The 20,899-nt window shown below is 58.7% G+C and carries 19 protein-coding genes; 15 read left to right on the top strand and 4 right to left on the bottom strand.

Annotated features, from left to right (window positions below; all coding sequences use genetic code 11):
* The first annotated feature begins 482 nt into the window (after positions 1 to 482).
* From putP to lpxO, 6 genes are all read left to right on the top strand, one after another.
* Positions 483 to 1,967 (top strand): sodium/proline symporter PutP, encoded by a 1,485-nt coding sequence (gene putP, locus ACSBQS_RS10665; protein WP_033643494.1) that lies wholly within the window; start codon positions 483 to 485, stop codon positions 1,965 to 1,967.
* A gap of 245 nt (positions 1,968 to 2,212) precedes the next feature.
* Positions 2,213 to 3,058, top strand: a complete 846-nt coding sequence (gene efeU, locus ACSBQS_RS10660; protein ID WP_240289870.1) for an iron uptake transporter permease EfeU — start codon at positions 2,213 to 2,215, stop codon at positions 3,056 to 3,058.
* Between the two features lie 20 nt (positions 3,059 to 3,078).
* Positions 3,079 to 4,215, top strand: coding sequence for an iron uptake system protein EfeO (gene efeO / locus ACSBQS_RS10655; RefSeq protein WP_172756071.1), 1,137 nt, complete (start codon positions 3,079 to 3,081; stop codon positions 4,213 to 4,215).
* Positions 4,216 to 4,226: 11 nt separating this feature from the next.
* Complete coding sequence (gene efeB / locus ACSBQS_RS10650; protein ID WP_042784800.1) at positions 4,227 to 5,525, top strand: iron uptake transporter deferrochelatase/peroxidase subunit; 1,299 nt, start codon at positions 4,227 to 4,229, stop codon at positions 5,523 to 5,525.
* A 717-nt stretch (positions 5,526 to 6,242) separates the two neighbouring features.
* The gene (gene phoH / locus ACSBQS_RS10645; RefSeq protein WP_015378226.1) at positions 6,243 to 7,031 is read left to right on the top strand and encodes a phosphate starvation-inducible protein PhoH; all 789 of its coding nucleotides are present in this window, start codon (positions 6,243 to 6,245) and stop codon (positions 7,029 to 7,031) included.
* Positions 7,032 to 7,265: 234 nt separating this feature from the next.
* Complete coding sequence (gene lpxO / locus ACSBQS_RS10640; RefSeq protein ID WP_025303230.1) at positions 7,266 to 8,168, top strand: lipid A hydroxylase LpxO; 903 nt, start codon at positions 7,266 to 7,268, stop codon at positions 8,166 to 8,168.
* Between the two features lie 36 nt (positions 8,169 to 8,204).
* Here the strand turns inward: lpxO and chaA are convergent, their stop codons facing one another.
* Both chaA and ACSBQS_RS10630 read right to left on the bottom strand, forming a co-directional pair.
* Positions 8,205 to 9,308: a sodium-potassium/proton antiporter ChaA gene (gene chaA / locus ACSBQS_RS10635; protein WP_197666106.1), complete on the bottom strand. Its 1,104-nt coding sequence runs from the start codon at positions 9,306 to 9,308 to the stop codon at positions 8,205 to 8,207.
* A gap of 292 nt (positions 9,309 to 9,600) precedes the next feature.
* On the bottom strand, positions 9,601 to 10,419 hold the full coding sequence (locus ACSBQS_RS10630) for a siderophore-interacting protein (RefSeq protein ID WP_089191929.1): 819 nt from the start codon (positions 10,417 to 10,419) through the stop codon (positions 9,601 to 9,603).
* A 130-nt stretch (positions 10,420 to 10,549) separates the two neighbouring features.
* Between ACSBQS_RS10630 and chaB the strand changes: the two genes are divergently transcribed.
* From chaB to cbl, 3 genes are all read left to right on the top strand, one after another.
* Positions 10,550 to 10,777: a putative cation transport regulator ChaB gene (gene chaB / locus ACSBQS_RS10625; protein WP_033643458.1), complete on the top strand. Its 228-nt coding sequence runs from the start codon at positions 10,550 to 10,552 to the stop codon at positions 10,775 to 10,777.
* A gap of 250 nt (positions 10,778 to 11,027) precedes the next feature.
* Complete coding sequence (locus ACSBQS_RS10620) at positions 11,028 to 11,723, top strand: gamma-glutamylcyclotransferase (protein ID WP_033643457.1); 696 nt, start codon at positions 11,028 to 11,030, stop codon at positions 11,721 to 11,723.
* Between the two features lie 299 nt (positions 11,724 to 12,022).
* Complete coding sequence (gene cbl, locus ACSBQS_RS10615) at positions 12,023 to 12,976, top strand: HTH-type transcriptional regulator Cbl (RefSeq protein WP_033634950.1); 954 nt, start codon at positions 12,023 to 12,025, stop codon at positions 12,974 to 12,976.
* A 50-nt stretch (positions 12,977 to 13,026) separates the two neighbouring features.
* On the opposite strand, the gene ACSBQS_RS10610 is transcribed toward cbl, so the two are convergent.
* The gene (locus tag ACSBQS_RS10610) at positions 13,027 to 13,218 is read right to left on the bottom strand and encodes a hypothetical protein (protein ID WP_033643456.1); all 192 of its coding nucleotides are present in this window, start codon (positions 13,216 to 13,218) and stop codon (positions 13,027 to 13,029) included.
* A complete protein-coding gene (locus tag ACSBQS_RS10605; RefSeq protein WP_434990451.1) occupies positions 13,208 to 13,855 on the bottom strand; it encodes a hypothetical protein in 648 nt (215 codons plus the stop codon). The genes ACSBQS_RS10610 and ACSBQS_RS10605 overlap by 11 nt, the downstream gene beginning before the upstream one ends.
* Positions 13,856 to 14,134: 279 nt before the next feature.
* Here ACSBQS_RS10605 and ACSBQS_RS10600 point away from each other — a divergent pair, with 279 nt between their 5' ends.
* The 6 genes from ACSBQS_RS10600 to ACSBQS_RS10575 all read left to right on the top strand — a co-directional run bounded on the left by ACSBQS_RS10600 (position 14,135) and on the right by ACSBQS_RS10575 (position 20,840).
* Positions 14,135 to 15,703: an ABC transporter substrate-binding protein gene (locus ACSBQS_RS10600; protein ID WP_033643454.1), complete on the top strand. Its 1,569-nt coding sequence runs from the start codon at positions 14,135 to 14,137 to the stop codon at positions 15,701 to 15,703.
* Positions 15,703 to 16,758, top strand: a complete 1,056-nt coding sequence (locus ACSBQS_RS10595; protein WP_342163360.1) for an ABC transporter permease — start codon at positions 15,703 to 15,705, stop codon at positions 16,756 to 16,758. The genes ACSBQS_RS10600 and ACSBQS_RS10595 overlap by 1 nt, the downstream gene beginning before the upstream one ends.
* Complete coding sequence (locus ACSBQS_RS10590; protein ID WP_147880018.1) at positions 16,755 to 17,624, top strand: ABC transporter permease; 870 nt, start codon at positions 16,755 to 16,757, stop codon at positions 17,622 to 17,624. The genes ACSBQS_RS10595 and ACSBQS_RS10590 overlap by 4 nt, the downstream gene beginning before the upstream one ends.
* Positions 17,614 to 18,456: an ABC transporter ATP-binding protein gene (locus ACSBQS_RS10585; protein WP_042784795.1), complete on the top strand. Its 843-nt coding sequence runs from the start codon at positions 17,614 to 17,616 to the stop codon at positions 18,454 to 18,456. The genes ACSBQS_RS10590 and ACSBQS_RS10585 overlap by 11 nt, the downstream gene beginning before the upstream one ends.
* A complete protein-coding gene (locus tag ACSBQS_RS10580) occupies positions 18,453 to 19,124 on the top strand; it encodes an ABC transporter ATP-binding protein (RefSeq protein ID WP_434990450.1) in 672 nt (223 codons plus the stop codon). Before ACSBQS_RS10585 ends, ACSBQS_RS10580 begins: the two co-directional genes overlap by 4 nt.
* A gap of 132 nt (positions 19,125 to 19,256) precedes the next feature.
* Entirely contained in the window at positions 19,257 to 20,840 is a 1,584-nt protein-coding gene (locus ACSBQS_RS10575) for an ABC transporter substrate-binding protein (RefSeq protein ID WP_187048142.1), read from the top strand.
* The last annotated feature ends 59 nt before the right edge of the window (positions 20,841 to 20,899 follow it).

Genomic DNA, 20,899 nt, shown 5'->3' with positions numbered 1-20,899 from the left:
GTGGTGTCAAGAATGCAGACAATATCCTGCATGTTGCAACTTTGTGCAACCTTGTTAAATCAGGCGGATGAGCGAAGTGTGAGTTTCATCGATTTTTTAACACGGGCAGTTGGCACGAATGTTGCGTTATTGAGCGAACGCGGCGGGGTTAATGATGCCGCAGGCGCTTTACCTTGCGGTATATAAGGGTAATAGCAGGGTGCAACTCATTTTGCTTGTCGTGAGTGCAACCTTTGAGCCCGGTAAATGTGACGCAGGGTAAACTTTGTGTAACTTTGTTGTTAAATATCTTGTTGGTTGATGAAAGGCTCATCTAGGATAACCGACGGTCAACAATTACGGGCAGAAACTATTTTACCTGCACTTGCTCGCAGGCTGCGCCACGTTCCGGCGCGGCGGCCAGTGAAATGCATTGCGCGTGGGTTTACCGGCGCCGGCTTGGCCGGAGCGAAACGCGAATAATAATGAAAGTGGAGAATTAAATGACAATGAGCACACCTATGCTGGTGACCTTCCTGGTATACATTTTCGGGATGGTGCTGATCGGCCTGCTTGCCTACCGGGCAACCAATAACTTTGATGACTATATTCTCGGCGGCCGCAGTCTGGGCAGCGTGGTGACCGCGCTGTCTGCCGGCGCTTCCGACATGAGCGGCTGGCTGCTGATGGGCCTGCCGGGCGCCATCTTCCTCTCCGGCATCTCCGAAAGCTGGATCGCCATCGGCCTGACCATCGGCGCTTACCTGAACTGGAAGCTGGTGGCAGGAAGGCTGCGCGTGCATACCGAAGCCAACAACAATGCCCTGACGTTGCCGGATTATTTCACCAGCCGTTTTGAAGACAACAGCAAGCTGCTGCGGGTGATCTCGGCCATCGTCATCCTGGTGTTCTTCACCATTTACTGCGCCTCCGGCATCGTGGCCGGCGCGCGTCTGTTCGAAAGCACTTTCGGCATGAGCTACGAAACCGCCCTGTGGGCCGGCGCCGCGGCGACCATCCTGTATACCTTCATCGGCGGTTTCCTGGCGGTCAGCTGGACCGACACCGTGCAGGCCAGCCTGATGATTTTCGCGCTGATCCTGACCCCGGTGATCGTGATCTTCGCCGTCGGCGGCATCGATACCTCGATGCTGGTGATCCAGGCGCAGAACCCGGCCAACCTCGACATGCTGAAGGGGCTGAACTTCGTCGCCATCCTGTCGCTGCTGGGTTGGGGCCTGGGCTACTTCGGCCAGCCGCACATCCTGGCGCGTTTCATGGCGGCGGATTCTCACCGCACCATCCGCAGCGCGCGCCGCATCAGCATGACCTGGATGATCCTGTGCCTGGCCGGCACTATCGCCGTCGGTTTCTTCGGTATCGCTTACTTTGCCAACAACCCGGATCAGGCCGGCAACGTATCGCAAAACGGCGAGCGCGTGTTCATCGAACTGGCGATGCTGCTGTTCAACCCATGGGTGGCGGGCGTGCTGCTGTCGGCGATTTTGGCGGCGGTTATGAGTACCCTGAGTTGCCAACTGCTGGTCTGTTCCAGCGCAATCACCGAAGACCTGTACAAAGCATTCCTGCGCAAAGGCGCCAGCCAGCGTGAACTGGTGTGGGTCGGCCGCGTCATGGTGCTGGTGGTGGCGTTGGTCGCCATCGCGCTGGCGGCCAACCCGGAGAACCGCGTGCTGGGCCTGGTGAGCTACGCCTGGGCCGGTTTCGGCGCCGCCTTCGGCCCGGTAGTGCTGATCTCGGTGATGTGGTCGCGCATGACCCGCAACGGCGCGCTGGCCGGCATGTTGGTCGGCGCGGTGACGGTGATCGTCTGGAAACAGTACGAATGGCTGGGCCTGTACGAAATCATCCCGGGCTTCATCCTGGGCTGTCTGGCCATCGTGGTGGTGAGCCTGATGGGCCGCCAGCCGTCTTCCACCATGACCGAACGTTTCGATCAGGCGGAAGCCGAGTACAAAACGGTATAACGCCGTTCACTGTCAGTCAGCAAGGGGCGCTCAGAGCGCCCCTTCTTTTTGCCTGTTCGCCACTGTCATTAAGCTGTAACACCTGGCGACATTTGATTAGAAAAAATCACGCTTGCGCCTCTTGTATTTCTTTTTGGCAGAATGATAATCACTCTCGTTGTATTTTACGTTTCTTTACATACTCGCCGCGGCTCATTGCGAGCCGGTTTTCTCTGCCGCCGCGGTCTTTTCAGGGGTGATTAGTTATGTTCGTTCCCTTTCTTATCATGTTCCGTGAGGGGCTGGAGGCCGCGCTGATCGTCAGCCTGATCGCCAGCTACCTGAAGCGCACGCAGCGCAGCCAATGGTTGGGCGCGGTGTGGATCGGCGTGATTGTCGCGGCGGCGCTGTGTCTGGCGCTCGGCATCTTCATCAATGAGACCACCGGCGAGTTCCCGCAGAAACAGCAGGAGCTGTTCGAAGGCATCGTGGCGGTGGTGGCGGTGCTGATCCTCACCTATATGGTGTTCTGGATGCGCAAAGTCTCCAGGTCGGTCAAGGTACATCTGGAAGGGGCGATCGATCAGGCGCTCAGCGCCGGTAAAGGGCAGGGGTGGGCGCTGGTGGCGATGGTGTTCTTCGCCGTGGCGCGCGAAGGGTTGGAGTCGGTGTTCTTCCTGCTGGCGGCGTTTCAGCAAGACGTGGGCGCCGCCGCGCCGATCGGTGCGGTGCTCGGCCTGGTCGCCGCCATTGTGCTGGGCATGATGATTTACTGGGGCGGGGTGAAGCTGCATCTGGCCAAATTCTTCAAATGGACCAGCCTGTTCATTCTGTTCGTCGCCGCCGGGCTGGCCGCCGGTGCGATCCGCGCCTTCCACGAAGCCGGTCTGTGGAACCACTTTCAGGACATCGCCTTCGATTTCAGCAGCACCCTGTCGACCCATTCGCTGTTCGGCACCCTGCTGGAAGGCATCCTCGGTTATCAGGAAGCGCCGACGGTCAGCGAAGTGGCGGTCTACTTCCTGTATTTGATCCCGGCGCTGATTTTCTTCTTTCTGCCGCAGCGCACGGAGCCGGCAGCGGCCCCGGCGCAACGTAAAATCAATCATTAATGTTTAATAGGGAATCTCGTATGTCTACTCCGTTATTTCGCCGCAAGGCGTTGCACGCAGCATTACTGGCTATCCCGGCGTTTGCGCTGAGCATCGACGCCTTGGCGGCGGAGGTGCCGCAGGTCAAGGTCACGGTCAACGACAAGCAGTGCGAACCGATGCAGCTGACGGTGCCGGCCGGCAAAACGCAGTTTGTGGTGCACAACACCAGCCAGAAAAACGTCGAATGGGAAATCCTGAAAGGGGTGATGGTGGTGGAAGAGCGTGAGAACATCGCGCCGGGCTTTACCCAGAAAATGACCGCCACGCTGGAAGCGGGCGAATATGACATGACCTGCGGGCTGCTCAGCAACCCGAAAGGCAAACTGACTGTCACCGCAGCGGCCAACGGCACCACCGACGGCAAGCCGAACGCGCTGGACCTGGTCGGCCCGATTGCCGAATACAAGGTTTACGTCACCAAAGAAGTTGATGGGTTGGTGAAACAGACCAAGCTGTTCACCGACGCGGTGAAGGCCGGTAACGTGGAACAAGCGCGCAAGCTGTACGCGCCGACCCGCCAGCACTATGAGCGCATCGAGCCGATCGCCGAGCTGTTCTCCGATCTGGATGGCAGCATCGACGCCCGTGAGGACGACTACGAGAAGAAATCGGCGGATCCGAACTTCACCGGTTTCCACCGCCTCGAGAAGGCGCTGTTTGCCGACAACTCAACCAAAGACATGGGTAAATATGCCGATCGTCTGTATCACGACACCGTAGAGCTGCAAAAGCGCGTGAGTGAACTGACCTTCCCGCCGAGCAAAGTGGTGGGAGGCGCAGCCGGGCTGATCGAAGAGGTGGCGGCCAGCAAGATCAGCGGTGAAGAAGACCGCTACAGCCGCACCGATTTGTGGGATTTCCAGGCCAACGTCGACGGCGCGCAGAAGATAGTCAACCTGCTGCGTCCTTTGCTGGTCAAGGCCAATAAGCCGCTGCTGGACAAGATCGACGCCAACTTCAAAACCGTGGACACCATCTTGGCGAAGTACCAAACCAAAGACGGCTATGAGTCCTATGAGAAGCTGACCGATGCCGATCGCAATGCGTTGAAAGGGCCGATCACCACGTTGGCGGAAGATCTTTCCCAACTGCGCGGCGTATTGGGTCTGGACTGAGGCATACGGTTATGAGCAACAAGGCAGGCCCGAATAACGGGCCGCATCCGCACTCTCAGGGAGCGGCGTCGCCTTCGCGGCGCCGTTTGCTGCAAGGGTTGGGGCTGGGCGCGCTGGCGTTGGGCGGCAGCCGCCTGGCGCAGGCGGCGGGTAACGCGGCGGAGCCGTTGGCGACGCCGCAGGATGAGCGCTGGCAGAAACAGCCGTTTTATGGCCGCCATCAGGCCGGCGTGCTGACGCCGCAACAGGCGGCCATGATGTTGGTGGCGTTCGATGTGCTGGCGACCAGCAAAGCGGATCTGGAGCGTCTGTTCCGGCTGCTGACCGATCGCATCGCCTTCCTGACCCACGGCGGCAAGGCGCCGGAGGTGGACGCCAAGCTGCCGCCGCTCGATTCCGGCATCATGGGCCCGGAGATTTACCCGGACAACCTGACCATCACCGTCTCGGTCGGCGCATCGCTGTTCGATGAACGTTTTGGTCTGCAGGCGCACAAACCGCTGCGGTTGCAGAAGATGACGCGCTTCCCCAACGATGCACTGGACGCCGCGCTTTGCCACGGCGACCTGCTGCTGCAGATCTGCGCCAACACCAACGAAACCGCTCTCCACGCGCTGCGCGACATCATTAAGCATTCGCCGGATCTGCTCAGCGTGCGCTGGAAGCGGGAAGGGTTCATCTCCGCGCACGCGGCGCGCAGCAAAGGCAAAGAGACGCCGATCAACCTGTTGGGGTTCAAAGACGGCACCGCTAACCCGAAAACCGACGACAAGCCGCTGATGGATAAAGTGGTGTGGGTCGGCGACAGCGTCGGTGAACCGGCGTGGACGGCGGGCGGCAGCTATCAGGCGGCGCGTATTATTCGTTTCCGCGTCGAGTTTTGGGATCGCACGCCGCTGCAGGAGCAGGAAACCATTTTCGGCCGCGAGAAGCACAGCGGCGCGCCGCTGGGCATGAAGCATGAACATGACGAGCCGAATTACGCGAACGATCCCGACGGCAAGGTGATCCCGATGGACGCGCACATTCGCTTGGCTAACCCACGCACGCCGGAAAGCCAAAGCAATCTGATGCTGCGACGCGGCTACAGCTATTCACTGGGGGTATCCAATGCCGGCCAGCTGGAAATGGGGCTGCTGTTCGTCTGCTATCAGGCCGACCTGGAGAAAGGTTTCCTGACGGTGCAAAAAAGGCTGAACGGCGAAGCGCTGGAGGAATACATCAAGCCGATTGGCGGCGGGTATTTCTTCGTGCTGCCGGGCGTGAAAGAACGCGGCGATTATTTGGCCAGCGGCCTGCTCAAGGCCTGAGCGCGCAATGACGAGGCGGGATCTTCCGCCTCGTTTTACTTTGTTTTTCCTGCCGTACGGAAGATTGAGCGTCGAAAGTCAATTCGACACTTTGCCTATGGATTAAAAAGCACACACCGCCCGCGTTTTTGGGCTGTGCAAAATTTAATCAAGAAACCAAAGTGTCATTCGCGGTTTTTAATTGTAATTCGTTGAAATTTATATGTTAAAAATTTTTATGGAATGACGTGTCGCGCGTGATATAGTGTTTTAGCGATAACTAAAAAACAAACATATAAAATTTTTTTACATTTTAGTAACGCGACAGGATTGAATGTCATTATACTGTAATCATCTGGCGGTAGTTTTCACACGGTGCACAGCTTGAAGCTGTAAATATCACTGCGGGGATCGCTAATGGTAAAGTCCTTGGTTGGGCTGGAAAGAAAAAATAACACATCTCCCCTGATTTCTCGTTGTAACGAGGGTTCTCTCTCCGACTCTCTTTTACCGGCAACTCCGCACTCTTATCGCTACCGAATCTCACCACTTTTTACTCCACGTTTATTGATGCAGTCCGCGTTGTCCCGTGAAGCAACGGCGCTTAAGCGTTGCCGTCAATTCACATTGTCCCTTGGCTCTTATTGGCTCGGAGGAGGCCAAAACCTAATACGTGTGTGAAACATAATCGCACGGCCTGGCCGTTGCGGTAGGTGAAACAAACTGTAAGGTGCCACTATGGGTAGACAGAAAGCAGTGATCAAAGCACGTCGTGAAGCGAAACGCGTTATTCGTCGTGACGCTCGTAGTCATCGCCAGCTGGAAGAAGAGTCTGTGACCTCGCTGGTGCAAATGGGGGGAGTCGAGTCTATCGGCATGGCGCGAGACAAGCGCGATAGCTCACCCATCGAGGCTAGAACCGAAGCTCAGGGTCATTACTTATCAGCCATAGAGAATAAGCAGCTGATCTTCGCCACCGGCGAAGCCGGCTGTGGCAAAACATTCATCAGCGCCGCCAAGGCGGCGGAGGCGCTGATCCATAAAGAGGTGGATCGGATTATCGTTACCCGTCCTGTTTTGCAGGCGGATGAAGACCTCGGTTTCTTGCCGGGGGATATCTCCGAGAAGTTCGCCCCTTATTTCCGCCCGGTGTATGACATTCTGGTACGTCGTTTAGGATCTTCCTTTATGCAGTATTGCCTGCGCCCGGAAATCGGCAAGGTGGAGATTGCGCCGTTCGCTTATATGCGCGGACGCACCTTTGAAAATGCGGTCGTTATCCTGGATGAAGCCCAGAACGTGACCGCCAGCCAGATGAAAATGTTCCTGACCCGCCTGGGGGAAAACGTGACGGTTATCGTTAACGGCGACGTGACCCAGTGCGACCTGCCGCGCGGCGTGAAATCCGGTCTCAGCGATGCCCTGGAGCGCTTCGAAGAGGACGAGATGATCGGCGTTATCCGCTTTGAAAAACAGGACTGCGTGCGCTCCGCTTTGTGCCAGCGCACGCTCAACGCTTACAGTTAACCTATCCGCTAATGGAAAGGCCGCTTCGGCGGCCTTTTTTATCTCCGCAATTTCCCCTCTCGTTTAACCTTTGTGTAAATTATTGTGGTTTTCTGTATAGATTTTCGTTGAGTTAGCGTTAATGATTAATGGGTTCCAGATTGGCGCGCAGTTTGCCTGCGCCGCCAAAAGGACATTTTCTGGGGTGTGCGCCGCGCGGCGCATTGAGTGTGGGTTCCTTGCTGCGATTCAAACATGAAATACATCATTCTGATTTTGCTTATTTTATGCGTCGTCTATGTGCATTACCGCGGACGGGTGCGCTACAACGTTTGGCGGCAGCTGTCTGACCATTCCACCTTTACCGCACCGCTGAACGTCTTCATGTATCTGTTTTCTCGTGTGCCGACTACGCCGTACCTGAAGCCGGAGCAGTTCCCTGAGCTGGCGGTACTGCGGGAGAATTGGGAAACCATCCGCGACGAAGGACAGAAGCTGATGGAGATCCAGCAGATCAAAGCGTCCGATCAATTCAACGACGCCGGGTTCAACTCGTTCTTCAAGACTGGCTGGAAACGCTTTTATCTGAAATGGTATGAGGACAGCCATCCTTCCGCCATGACCCTGTGCCCGCAGACCACGGAACTGCTGCGCAGCCTGCCTTCAGTCAAGGCGGCGATGTTTGCTGAACTGCCGGACGGCAGCCGCTTGCCGCGCCACCGCGACCCTTATGCCGGTTCGCTGCGTTATCACCTGGGGCTGATTACCCCCAACGATGACCGCTGCTTTATTGAGGTGGACGGCGAGCGCTACAGCTGGCGCGACGGTGAAGGCGTGATGTTCGATGAAACCTACCTGCACTACGCGGAAAATCAGAGCGGGCAAAATCGTCTGATCCTGTTCTGCGACATCGAACGGCCGATGCGCTACCGTTGGGCGCAGGCGGTGAACCACTGGCTGGGGCGCAATCTGATGAGCGCCGCCACCGCGCCGAACGAAGAGGGCGATCGCACCGGCGGCGTCAACAAGATGTTCAAATACATCTATGCGATACGCCGGGTGGGGAAACGCCTGAAGGCCTGGAACCGCACCGGTTATTACATCATCAAGTGGATTTTGTTCGGGGGGATCGCCGCGGCGATATTCTTCTCGGTATAACGAAGACAGGGGCGCACGGTGTGCGCCCCTTTTTGATCAGGCGAAGATAGTCATCATGTAGGCGGCGAACAGCGCCAGGTGGGCGGTGCCGTTCAGCACGTTAGTGCGGCCGGTCGAGAACGACAGCTGGCACAGCAGCAACACCGTCAGCATCACCACGATATGCGGCGTTTGCAGGCCGAAGATCAGCGTCTGCCCGGTCAGGGTGGCGATGATGGTGACCGCCGGTACCGTCAGGGAGATGGTCGCCAGCACCGAACCGAAGAACAGGTTCATGGCACGTTGCACCTGATTGTTCAACACGGCGCGCAACGCGCCCAGCCCTTCAGGCGACAGGATCAACAGCGCCACCAGGAAGCCGGTGAACTGCGCCGGCGCATTCATCTTGGTCAGCAGGCCTTCCAGCGGATTGGCATTGAACTTGGTGACGGCGATAACCGCGATCAGGTGCACGACGAGCCAGGCGGCATGCCAGGCACTGCTATGGGAAGAGGGCTTGCCGTGATGCGGGTCGCCATCGTCGTCTTCATGCTCGTACACGAACAGGCTCTGGTGGGTTTTGGTCTGGATCACCAGGAACACGCCATACATGGCGGCGGAGATCAACGCCACCAACAGCGCTTGCCCGGTGCTGAAGTTGCCGCCCGGCAGCGCGCTCGGGAACACCAGCACGATCACCGCCAACGGGAAAATCGCCATCAGGTACTGTTTGATGCCGCCCAGGTTGACGTACTGGGTGGCGAACTTGCGCCCGCCGAGCAGCAGCGCAAAGCCGACCAGGCCGGCGGAAACGATCATGATGATGGAGTACAGCGTGTCGCGCATCAGCGCCGGCGCGGCGTCTCCGGTGGCCATCAGCGCGGAAATCAGGCTGACTTCGAGGATCACGACGGACAAACTGAGGATCAGCGAGCCGTAGGGTTCGCCCAATCGGTGAGCCAGCACGTCGGCGTGGCGCACCACGCTGAAGGCGCTGCTGAGGATCCCCACCAGCGCGAGAATATTGATGCCGACGATCAGCGGAAAGTTATCGGTGCTGCCCCATAGATTTAACACCACCAGCGCGGCGATAGGGAAGATCAGCGAGTATTCGGTGTGGCGAGATTTGGTGGATCGGCCAGGATCGTGTTGCGACTTCATGAGGGTGGCACTCCTTCTCAAACAGCGTAGCCCGTCAGCGCCGGTCGCCGTAATACGGCAACGTTGCGTTTCCAGTAGGTATTTTATATTAGGATACACCCGCGGCGCCGGTGTGATGTTGTTTTATCTGAGAAAGCAATTGCTTGCTTATGTGATCAGGGTAGCAAAAAAACCGCACGGGGTGCGGTTTTATTTACTTACTTTTACGCAATAACGCCAATTTTTAGCGTTAGATTTGAGAAAAGTCGTGTTTACTTGTTTAGCTCGTGGTTAATCAAGGAAAATGAGACTGTCAGTCGTCAATGTTGTCCATGATTTCATGCCGTTTATTGTGGTAACCCTCTTCATTTAGCCCCTCACGCCAGTAAGGCACGGCATAAAGACGATTACGATCGCATTGACGTTCGCGACGCAGGTAGCGGCGCAGCTCTACCACCAGGCGATCTTCACCGGCGAGCCAGAAGTGGCTTTCACCCTGCGGCAGGGACTGCGCGCGGAACCGAGCGACCAACTCGTCGGTCTTCTCCGTGCCGCCGACGACCCAATTGACCTCAACGTCGGCGGGTTTCTTCAGGTCAATGACGTCAGCGTTGGTGTCGACGCGGACGAAAGCGCGTCCGGCACTGTGTGGCGGCAGGTTTTCCAGCAGTGCGGCCAGCGCAGGCAGTGAGGAAGGATCGCCCGCCAGGCAGTAGAAGTCGGCGGCCGGCAGCATCGGCTTGGGGCCGCCCGGGTTGCTGATGCCGATTTTATCGCCGGCTTTCGCCTGGCGTGCAAAGTCCACCGCCGGGCCCTGATGATCATGAATGGCGAACTCAATGTCCACTTCCGCCAGTTCCGGGCGCACGGCGCGGATGGAATAGGTGCGCACGATCGGGCGCACGGCGTCCGCAGCCCAACGCGGGCCGTTTTCGGTCAGCGTCGGCAGGTCCGGCTGCGTCTGGCCGGCGAGCGGCAAAAAGACTTTGATGTGTGCAGCGGCGGCATTGGCCGGGTAGTAACGCAGATCGGGAGCGGTAAAGGTAATGCGGCGCAGGTGCGGCGTAATGTCCTGTACGCGGCTGACGGCGATCAGGTAGGGGGCGCGTGAGCGAGGGGCTTCGGTAGTCACGGGGTTCTCCTTATAGTTCGTTTGGCGGTGAGTATAACATGTCGTTTGATAATGAGAATTGTTTGCTAATTGAGACGAAACCGCATGTGGGCTAGCCTTAAGGTTCACTCATCCTGAAAGGGGAGGCCATATGCCCTACCACAGCACGAACGACTTGCCGGACAACGTTAAGCATGTGCTGCCGGAACATGCGCAGGCGATCTATAAAGAAGCGTTCAACAGCGCCTGGCAACAATACCGGGATCCCGATGAGCGGCGCGGTGACGACAGCCGGGAAGAGACGGCGCATAAGGTGGCCTGGGCGGCGGTCAAGCAAAGCTATCGCAAGGGCGACGACGAACGCTGGCATAAAAAGTAACGAATTATCACGCAGTAAAATCGCGCAGACATTATGTGGAGCCCGGCAATTAATATTATTGCTGCTCAGTACAAATACTTTTTCACTTTAACGCCGCTTTGTAACTTGATTGCACGTCAGGAAAAGAATAAGGTCATTCTTATAAGGCGCGGTGATTGAATTAATAAAAATCCGCAGCCGAAAATAAAACATCAAAGGTTCAGCAGTGGCGAGGGAAGGCGAGAAATCGTATTCCCGGGAGGTAATATCAGTGTTAACGCGAGATTTTCTGCAAAAAGCGGATTGCAAAACTGCATTCGGCGCTATTGAGGAGTCGTTGTTGCTGACGCCTGAACAGCGTGCAGCCTCGTTGGATTGCACCTTATCGCGCCGGCCGGATCACAGCCCCGTATGGATATTCGGTTACGGTTCGCTGATGTGGAATCCAGTTTTCGAATCGGAAGAAGTGCGGCCGGCCACGCTACAGGGCTGGCACCGGGCGTTCTGCATGCGCTTGACCGCCGGGCGCGGCACGCTGCATCAGCCGGGGCGCATGCTGGCGTTAAAAGCCGGCGGCCACACCACGGGCCTGGCGTTTCGTTTGCCGGAAAGCAAGTTGCGTGAAGAGTTGGAGCTGCTTTGGAAGCGTGAAATGGTGACCGATTGCTACGTGCCCACCTGGTGCGAGCTGCAGTTGGATGGCGGCGAGAAGGTTACTGCGTTGGTGTTCGTGATGAACCCGCAGCATCCGCTGTTTGAAGAAGACACCAGCTACCAGGTGATCGCGCCATTGATCGCCAGCGCCAGCGGCCCGCTGGGCACCAACGCGCAATATCTGTTTGCGCTGGATAACGAGTTGAAGCACCACGGCATGCAGGATGATTGCATCGGCGATCTGGTGCGCTGTGTACAGCAGTGGCTGCAGCAGAACCGCACCGGCGGCATCGGCAGCGAGGCCACCGCCTGAGGCTGCTGCGGGAATACGAACGGTGAGGGGCTCAGCATGCTGAGCCCTTTTTTATATCTAATGCCTATATTTAATAACTTAATTTCCACAGTGATTTAAGGCATGCTTTTATTGTGGTTATCTATCCCGTTATTTTTAAAGTCATTAGCTGTTTTTTGTCAGTTTCCCACCCCACCTGCGAAGCAGAATGATCGACTTAGTATTAAATTGCATAAGTAAAGGTTATTTCTTATTTGTTCAGACTCGTCGGACTCCGTATCAATATGGCTAACGCTACTGGAAGAAACAGGGAGACGGGGATGAACTTTCAACAATTAAAAATTATTCGTGAATCGGCGCGCTGCAACTACAACCTGACTGAGGTCGCCAATACGTTATTTACCTCGCAGTCCGGCGTCAGTCGGCATATTCGCGAGCTGGAAGAAGAGCTGGGCATTGAAATATTCATTCGCCGCGGCAAACGGCTGCTGGGCATGACCGAACCCGGCAAAGAGCTGTTGGTGGTGGCGGAGCGCATTCTCAACGACGCCAACAACATCCGTCGCCTGGCGGACGTTTTCAGCAGCAACGACTCGGGGCAGCTGCATATCGCAACGACGCACACTCAGGCGCGTTACAGTCTGCCGGGGGTGATCAAAGAGTTTCGCGCGCTTTATCCGCGGGTGCGGGTGGTGCTCAATCAGGGCAGCCCTGAGGAGATCGTCTCGATGTTGGCCGCCGGAGAAGCCGATATTGGCATCGCCAGCGAACGGCTGATGAGTGACGAATCGCTGGCGGCGTTCCCTTACTACCGCTGGCATCACACCATCCTGGTGCCGGAAGGGCATGAGTTGACGCGTCAGCCGCAGGTGACGCTGGAGATGCTCAGCACCTTGCCGCTGATCACTTACCGCCAGGGCATTACCGGGCGCGCGAAGCTGGATGCGGCGTTCAAAGCGGCGGGCCTGACCCCGGACATCGCGCTCAGCGCGCAGGACTCCGACGTGATTAAAACCTACGTCGAGCTGGGGTTAGGCGTGGGCGTGCTGGCGGACATGTCGTATGAAAAAGAGCGCGATCGCGGGTTGGTCAGTCTCAACGCCGAGCATTTGTTTGAGCCTAATACGGTATGGCTGGGCCTGAAACGCAGCCAGCTGCAGCGCAACTATGCCTGGCGCTTTATCCAACTGTGCAACCCGACGCTGTCGCTGACCGAAATAAAAGACAAGGTCTTCTCGTCGCAGCTGGACGCGGTGATTGATTACCAGATTTAACAGCGCGTCATTGCCCTGCCGGACCGGATTGCTTGCGGGCTAATGCGGGATCAGTCGTCGGTACGTTCGATCAGATGACGTTTACTTTTTCTGAACGGGCCGATGGCTTCCCATTCCGGGAGTTCTTCGGGGGGGCGAGGGTTGGCCATCTCCCAGCGATGGTACTGACGTAGAATCTCTATGGCGATGCGTTTTTGCTCTTGAATGGAGAGCGTCGGGTCGGTCAGATCCTTATTTTTCATTTTTGCTTCCTTTTTGCGCGTTATTTGTACGCACCTTATCACATTTGGCACCGTATTTTTCCAGCGATTGTATGTACTTTTTCAGTGCGTTGAAGCTGGTTTTACATGTCATGGTATCGGGTATCACTTCAAAGGCGGCCTGACGGGTATACAGCGCCAACACGCGGTGATTAATGGCGTGGCTGATCAGCATGTCCGGCGGAGACGCCGGCGTCAGCCCCTGCTCTTGCAGGTTCAGGCCATACAGATACAGAGCCTGCAAGCAGTTGCGCAGCATATTGCCTTTCAGTGGATGTTGCGTTTCGCGCAAGGAGAAATTCTCTAGCGCGACAAGTTCGATAACGTTCTCGGCCTGGAGATAACGGCACAGACAAAAGCCTGCACGGCTCAGCGGGCTGGTTATTCGCCGGTAGACAAAAGCGAAACTTATGGGCATTTGGGCATGATATTTAAAGAGAGAGCGCCAATTTAACGTATGGCCGTTTTTTCTGCCTTTTTGCCAGCGCCGGTCTTGTACCGTCAGACGAGTCATAAAGAGATCCGACTCAAGCAGCACGCTGTTCATATCTGCCAATTTTTGCTCTATCGCTCTCTCATGCCGGAGTGAGAAGCCATTTTCTGATGGATGGTTTTCCATTTGCCCGTCCTTTGGGTGACCGAGCTCACGTTAATCACCCGATGAAACAGACTCAAACCTCGACTTTCATCGCTGCGAATCGCGCCGCAAAGACAATGGGCAATTGCTGCGAGGTGCCGCGAGAGTGCGATCGGCCGCGCAATCCTCGCTCTAATAATCAAAACCCCATCTATATACATAAAAAGAATATCTATAGTGATTTAAGTACCTTCAGCTGCCGATCGCGCTCGCATACACTCGCGAAATTATTATAAATACCATCCGCTTGGAGAGTTTCAGATGAAAGCGCTCGTTCCTTCTTTGCTGTTTTTGGCCGTGGCGGCCAGCGTTGACGTACAGGCGGCGACGCCGGCCAACACGTTGGTGATCGCGCAGTCTATCGATGACGTGGTCAGCTTTGACCCGGCTCAGGGATTTGAGTTAACCACGGTGCAGTCGTTCAACAGCCTGTATCAACGTCTGATCCAGTCCGATCCGCACAATCCCGTCGATCTCAAACCGACCCTGGCCAGCCGTTGGCAGGCCGGCGCCGATAACCGCAGCCTGACCTTCAGCCTGCGCCCGGACGCCAAATTCGCCAGCGGCAACCCGCTGCGGCCGGAGGACGTGATCTTTTCGCTTTCACGGGTGGTGAAACTCAATCTCGAACCGTCGTTTATCCTGACGCAGCTGGGCTGGAACGCGAAGAACGTGGATCAACACCTGACCAAGGTGGATGACCATACGGTAAAAATCAGCTGGGATGAAAACGTCAGCCCGGCCTTCGTGCTCAGTCTGCTGTCGGCGCCGGTATCCTCGATCGTCGACGCCAAAGAGGCGCTGGCGCACCAGCAGGGCGACGATCTGGGGCACCAATGGTTGAACAGCCACTCCGCCGGCAGCGGCCCTTACAAAATCCGCACCTATGTGCCGCACGAAGTGGTGGTGTTGGACGCGAACCCCGGCTCGCCGGAAGGGGCGCCGACGTTGAAAACCATCCTGATCAAAAACGTGCCCGATCCGGCCGCGCGCCGTTTGCTGATTGAGCAGGGCGATGCCGACATCGCGCGCAACCTGGGGGCGGACCAGATGGCGGCCCTGAAGGGCAAGCCGGGCGTCAAACCGTTGGCCATTCCTTACGCCTCGCTTTATTTCCTGCAGTTCAACGCCAAGGCGTCGCCGGCGCTCGGCAACCCGGCGTTTTGGGAGGCGGCGCGCTGGCTGTTCGATTACCAAGGCATCGCCGACGATCTGCTGAAAGGGCAGTTCCAGAGCCATCAGGCATTCCTGCCGGACGGTTATCTGGGGGCGCTCAAGGAGCAGCCATACAGCTTCAATCCGCAGAAAGCCAAAGAAATACTGGCCAAAGCGGGGCTGAGCAACGTCAGTTTCCGTCTGGACGTCAACAACCAGCCGCCGTACCTGGATATCGCTCAGGCGCTGCAGGCCAGTTTTGCTCAGGGCGGCGTGAAGGTCGAACTGGTGCCGGGCATCAGTTCGCAGGTCTCCACCAAGGTGAAAGCGCTTAACTACGATGCGACGCTGACCTCCTGGGGGCCGGATTACTTCGACCCCAACACCAACGCGGCCGCCTTTGCCTACAACCCGGAGGACGGTAGCAAGACGCTGGCCTGGCGAGCCAACTGGCAGATCCCGGCGCTGAGCAAGTTGACGCTGGCCGCCACCGCGGAAAACGACACCGCCAAACGGGTGGCCGACTATCAGCAACTGCAAAAACAGGTGCAGCAAAGCTCGCCGTTTGTCATCGGCCTGCAGGCGCGCAGCCTGATTGCGGTGCGTGACAACCTCAAGGGCTATGTGCAGGGCATCAACCCTGACATGGTGTTCTACAGCAAGGTCAGCAAGTAATGGCCGCTGAACTCTCCGCCTCCGCCGGGCTAGCCCGGCGGTATTGGCGCTGGGGCGGGCGGCTGTTCGGCGGGGCGCTGTCGCTGGCGTTAACGCTGCTCGGCCTGCTGCTGTTCACCTTTATGCTGTCGCACCTGGCGCCGATCGATCCGGCGCTGCAGGTGGCGGGCGATCACGCCAGCGAAGCCACCTATGCGCAGGTGCGTCATGACCTGGGGCTGGATCAGCCGCTGCCGGTGCAATTTTGGCGCTATCTGGTGCACCTGGCGCACGGCGATCTGGGCATTTCGCGCATTACCGCCCAGCCGGTGCTGAGCGATCTGTTGCGTACCTTCCCGGCAACGGTGGAACTGGCCACCTGCGCCATTATTCTCGGTGCTCTCGGCGGCATTACGCTGGCGTTTCTGGCGGTGCTCAAACCGGGGAGCTGGCTGGATAATGCGGCGCGGTTGCTGTCGCTGGTGGGTTATTCGGTGCCGATTTTCTGGTTGAGCCTGCTGGGGCTGCTGCTGTTCTACGCCACGCTGCACTGGTCGGCGGGGCCGGGGCGCCTGGATGACATTTACTTGTACAGCATGGAGCCGCGTACGGGTTTCGTGTTGATTGACAGCTGGCTGTCCGGCGATCGCGAGATGTTCTACAACGCCATCAGCCACCTGTGGCTGCCGGTCGTGGCGCTGGCGCTGCTGTCGATGGCGGGCATCACCCGGCTGCTGCGCGCGGCGATGCTGGAAGAGTGCAACAAGGAATACGTGACGCTGGCGCGCTCCAAAGGCGCCGGCCGCCTGCGCATTCTGCTGCGCCACGTGTTTCCCAACGTGCTGGGGACGTTGATCACCGTACTGTCTCTCTCCTATGCCAGCCTGCTGGAGGGCGCGGTATTGACCGAAACGGTGTTCGCCTGGCCCGGCGTCGGGCGCTATCTGACCTCGGCGCTGTTTGCCGCCGACACCCCGGCGATCCTCGGCGCCACGCTGCTGATCGGCACCTGTTTCGTGCTGTTGAATACCCTGGCCGATGCCTTGACCTATCTAGTGGATCCGCGAACCCGATGAGCCAATATCTCTCTGAACACGAACCTCAAAGCGAGCCGGCCGTCGGCTATCGCACCGGTCAGCGGCTGACCACGCTGACGCTCGGCGCAGCGCTGGTGGCGATCCTGATCGTCACCGCACTGCTGGCCCCGTGGTTGGCGCCTTTCGATCCCAATTTGCAGCATATCGAGCTGCGGCTGCTGCCGCCTTCCTCCACGCATTGGTTGGGCACCGACGGTTTCGGCCGCGACTTGCTCTCCCGCGTGATTTACGGCGCGCGGCCGACGCTGATTCTGGTGTCGCTGATTCTGGTGCTGACCATTCCTATCGGTCTGCTGGTGGGCATCTGCGCCGGTTATCTCGGCGGCTGGGCAGAACGCATCTTGATGCGTCTGACCGATATTTTCCTGTCGTTGCCGAGCCTGGTGATCGCGCTGGCGTTCGTGGCGGTGATGGGGCCGGGGCTGATGAACGGCGCGCTGGCGCTGGCACTGACCAGCTGGCCGGCCTTTGCCCGCCAGGCGCGGGCCGAAACGCTGGCGCTGCGCCGCAGCGATTATCTGGCGGCGGCGCGCATGCAGGGCATCAACGGGCTGCGGCTGATGGTCGGCCACATTTTACCTTTATGCCTGCCCAGCGCGGTGGTGCGCGCGGCGCTGAGCCTGGGCGGCATCATCCTGTCCGCCGCCGGTCTGGGGTTCCTCGGCATGGGCGTCGCGCCGCCGACCGCCGAATGGGGCTCGATGGTGGCCGAAGGCAGTAAAGTGATTTTCGATCAATGGTGGGTCGCCGCCGCACCGGGCGGGGCGATCCTGTTCGCCAGCCTGGCCTTTAACCTGCTGGGCGATGGCCTGCGCGATAAAATGGATCCTCGTCATGGGCACTGATAACACCTTATTGACCGTTGAACGTTTGGCGATCGGCGTGCCGGGGCCGCAGCCGGCGGCGCTGGTGAAGAATATTTCGTTCAGCATGGGGCGGGAGCGGCTGGCGCTGGTCGGTGAGTCCGGCTCCGGCAAATCGTTGACCGCGCGTGCGCTGATGGGGCTATTGCCGCCGCCGTTGCAGCTGCGGGCGCAGCGCCTGACGCTGGGCGACGAAGACTTGACGCGCCTGAGCGAGCGCCAGTGGAGCCGCCTGCGCGGCGACCGGGTGGCGATGGTGATGCAAGATCCCAAGCATGCGTTGAATCCCAATCAGCCGATCGGCCGTCAGGTGGAGGAGCCGCTGGTGTTGCATGCCAAGCTGAGCCGCGCCGAGCGGCGTGAAAAAGTGCTGGAGATGCTGGCGGCGGTGGGCTTGCCCGATCCGGCGGCGCTGTGTCGCCGCTATCCGCATCAGCTCTCCGGCGGGATGGGGCAGCGGGTGATGCTGGCCATCGCCCTGATCAACGATCCGCAGCTGCTGATTGCCGACGAACCCACCTCGGCGCTGGATCACCAGATGCGCGATCAGGTGCTGCAGCTGATAGAAAATCTGGTGGCGCAACGTAATATGGGGCTGATCCTGATCAGCCACGATCTGCAGCAGGTGGCGCACCACTGCGAGCGGGTACTGGTGATGTACAAAGGCGAGCTGTTGGATCAGCTGCCGGCAGCAGAGCTGGCGCAGGCCACGCACCCTTATACTCGCACGCTGTGGGCGTGTCGGCCGAGCCGCGAGACGCGCGGCAAGCCGCTGCCGGTGCTGGATCGTGCGCTGCTGGAGGCATTGAAATGAGCGTGATTGCACTGGAGAACCTCAGCGTCAGCCATCGTCAGGGCTATGAACAGCGCACCGTGGTGCACGACGTTAACCTGCGTATCGAACCGGGCGAGTGCTTCGGCCTGGTGGGGCCTTCCGGCTGCGGCAAGTCCTCGCTGCTGTGGGTATTGGCCGGGCTGAACGACAGCTGGCGCGGCGGTTTTGAACTGCTCGGGCGGCGGCTGCAGCCGGGGCAGGCGTTCACCGGCGAACTGCGGCGTGAAGTGCAGATGGTGTTTCAGGATCCTTATGCTTCGCTTCACCCCAAGCACCGGCTGTTGCGCACGTTGTCGGAACCGCTCAAACTGGTGCAGGAAAGCGACATCGAACGCAAAATCAGCGCGGGCTTTCGCCAGGTAGGATTGGATCCGCGCCTGCTGGATCGCTATCCGCATCAGCTGTCGGGCGGCCAACGGCAGCGCGTGGCGATCGTGCGCGCCTTGCTGTTGCGGCCGAAGCTGCTGCTGCTGGATGAGCCGACCTCGGCATTGGACATGTCGGTGCAGGCGGAGATCCTCAACTTGCTCAACGAGCTGAAACAGGCGGGCGATCTGACGCTGGTGCTGGTCAGTCACGATGCGGATGTGATCGACCATATGTGCGATCGCGCGGTGGCGATGGCGCACGGCCGTCTCCTTGCCTGAGCCAATGCCCGTCAATGCGGCGGGCATATCCATCTTGGTAATAAATAAAGCAATTTATCGTCGTTCTTCTGTTAATTCTTACCCCCTACACTCGAAAAACAACGCAACCGCGTGATTGTGGAGAGTGTATCGATGAAACGGTTAATCCCAACCTTATTGTATGGCGCGCTGGCGACCGCTTTCGGCGCGCAGGCCGCCACCCCGCCGGATACCTTGGTGGTGGTCAGTTCGCTGGAGGGCATCATCAGCCTCGATCCGGCGGAGAGCTTTGAAACCGTCAGCTCGGCCAATCTGGTCAATCTCTATCAGCGCCTGGTGGCGCCGGATCGCGGTGCGCCGCAAAAGTTGGCGCCGGACGCCGCCGCCCGTTGGCAAGCGGGCGCCGATGGGCGTAGCCTGATCTTTACCCTGAAGCCGCAGCAACGTTTCGCTTCCGGCAATCCGCTGCGTCCCGAGGACGTGATTTACTCACTGGTGCGTGCGGTGAAGCTGAACAAGGCGCCGTCCTTTATTCTCGCTGAGTTTGGCTGGACGCCGGATAACGTCGAGCAGCAGCTGAAGAAGATCGGGGATAACCAGGTGCAGCTCAGTTGGTCGGCCAACATCGGCAGCGAGCTGGCGCTGCGGCTGCTGACGGCGAACGTGGCTTCGATCGTGGATGAGAAGCTGTTGAGCGAACACGCGCAGCAGGGGGACTTCGGGAACGCCTGGCTGCGCAACCATTCGGCCGGCGGCGGCCCGTATCGGGTGAATAACTATGTGCCGCATGAGGCATTGCTGTTTGGCCGCAACGATTACGCGCCGTCGCCGGCCCGGTTGAAAACGGTGTTATTCAAGAACGTCAGCGATGCCGGCACCCGCCGTTTACTGTTGCTGAAGGGGGATGCCGACGTGGCCTACGATCTGGGCGCTGACCAGTTCGACTCGCTGCGCAAAGCGCCGGGCGTGCGTATTGAGCAAGCCGATGCGCCCAAGGTGTATTACCTCGGTTTCAATACCGGCAGCAAAGACAACCCGGCGCTGGGCAATCCGGCGCTGTGGCAGGCGGCGCGCTGGCTGGTGGATTATCAGAGCATCGCCGAACGGTTGCTGAAAGGGCAATATCGCGTGCATCAGGCCTTCTTGCCGCAGGGCTTGGACGGTGCGCTCGACGAGCGGCCGTTTAAGCTCGATGTGGACAAGGCCAAACAGATCCTGCGCGATGCCGGCATCAACGAGGGCACAAGCATCAGCCTGATCGTCATCAACCAGCCGCCGTATACCGACATCGCGCAGGCGCTGCAGGCCAGCTTTGCGCAGGCTGGGCTGCGGCTGGACATTCATCCGGTGGTGGAGAGCGATCTGTGGGGCAAGATGCGCGGCCGCGATTTCCAGGCGATCTTCACCTATTGGGGCGCCGACTATCTGGATCCGAACACCAACGCCAGCGCCTTTGCCTACAATGTGCCGGGCGGGCCGAAGACCCTGGCCTGGCGCACCCAGTGGAGCATTCCCGCCATCAGCGCGGAAACGCGTGCGGCGGCTGCGGAAGGCGACAGCGCAGCGCGCAGCGCACGTTACGCCGCGCTGCAACGGGAACTTCAAGCCAGTTCGCCTTATGTGCTGGCGCTGCAGGGGCAAACGTTGGTGGCATTACGGGACAATGTTGAAGATGCCCGGGTGGATATCGCCAACAGCATGCTGTATCTGGATCGGGTGAATAAAACGCAGCCGTGAACGAAAAATGCCCCCTCGCCGCCGAGAGGATAGGGGGCCTGGCCGGTGTTAACGCGGCG

Origin of the sequence: Serratia sp. H402Y (genome assembly GCF_051172415.1) — a bacterium.
In the GTDB taxonomy this organism is placed as follows: Bacteria; Pseudomonadota; Gammaproteobacteria; order Enterobacterales; family Enterobacteriaceae; genus Serratia; species Serratia ureilytica.
This window is presented reverse-complemented; position numbering and strand designations above follow the sequence as displayed.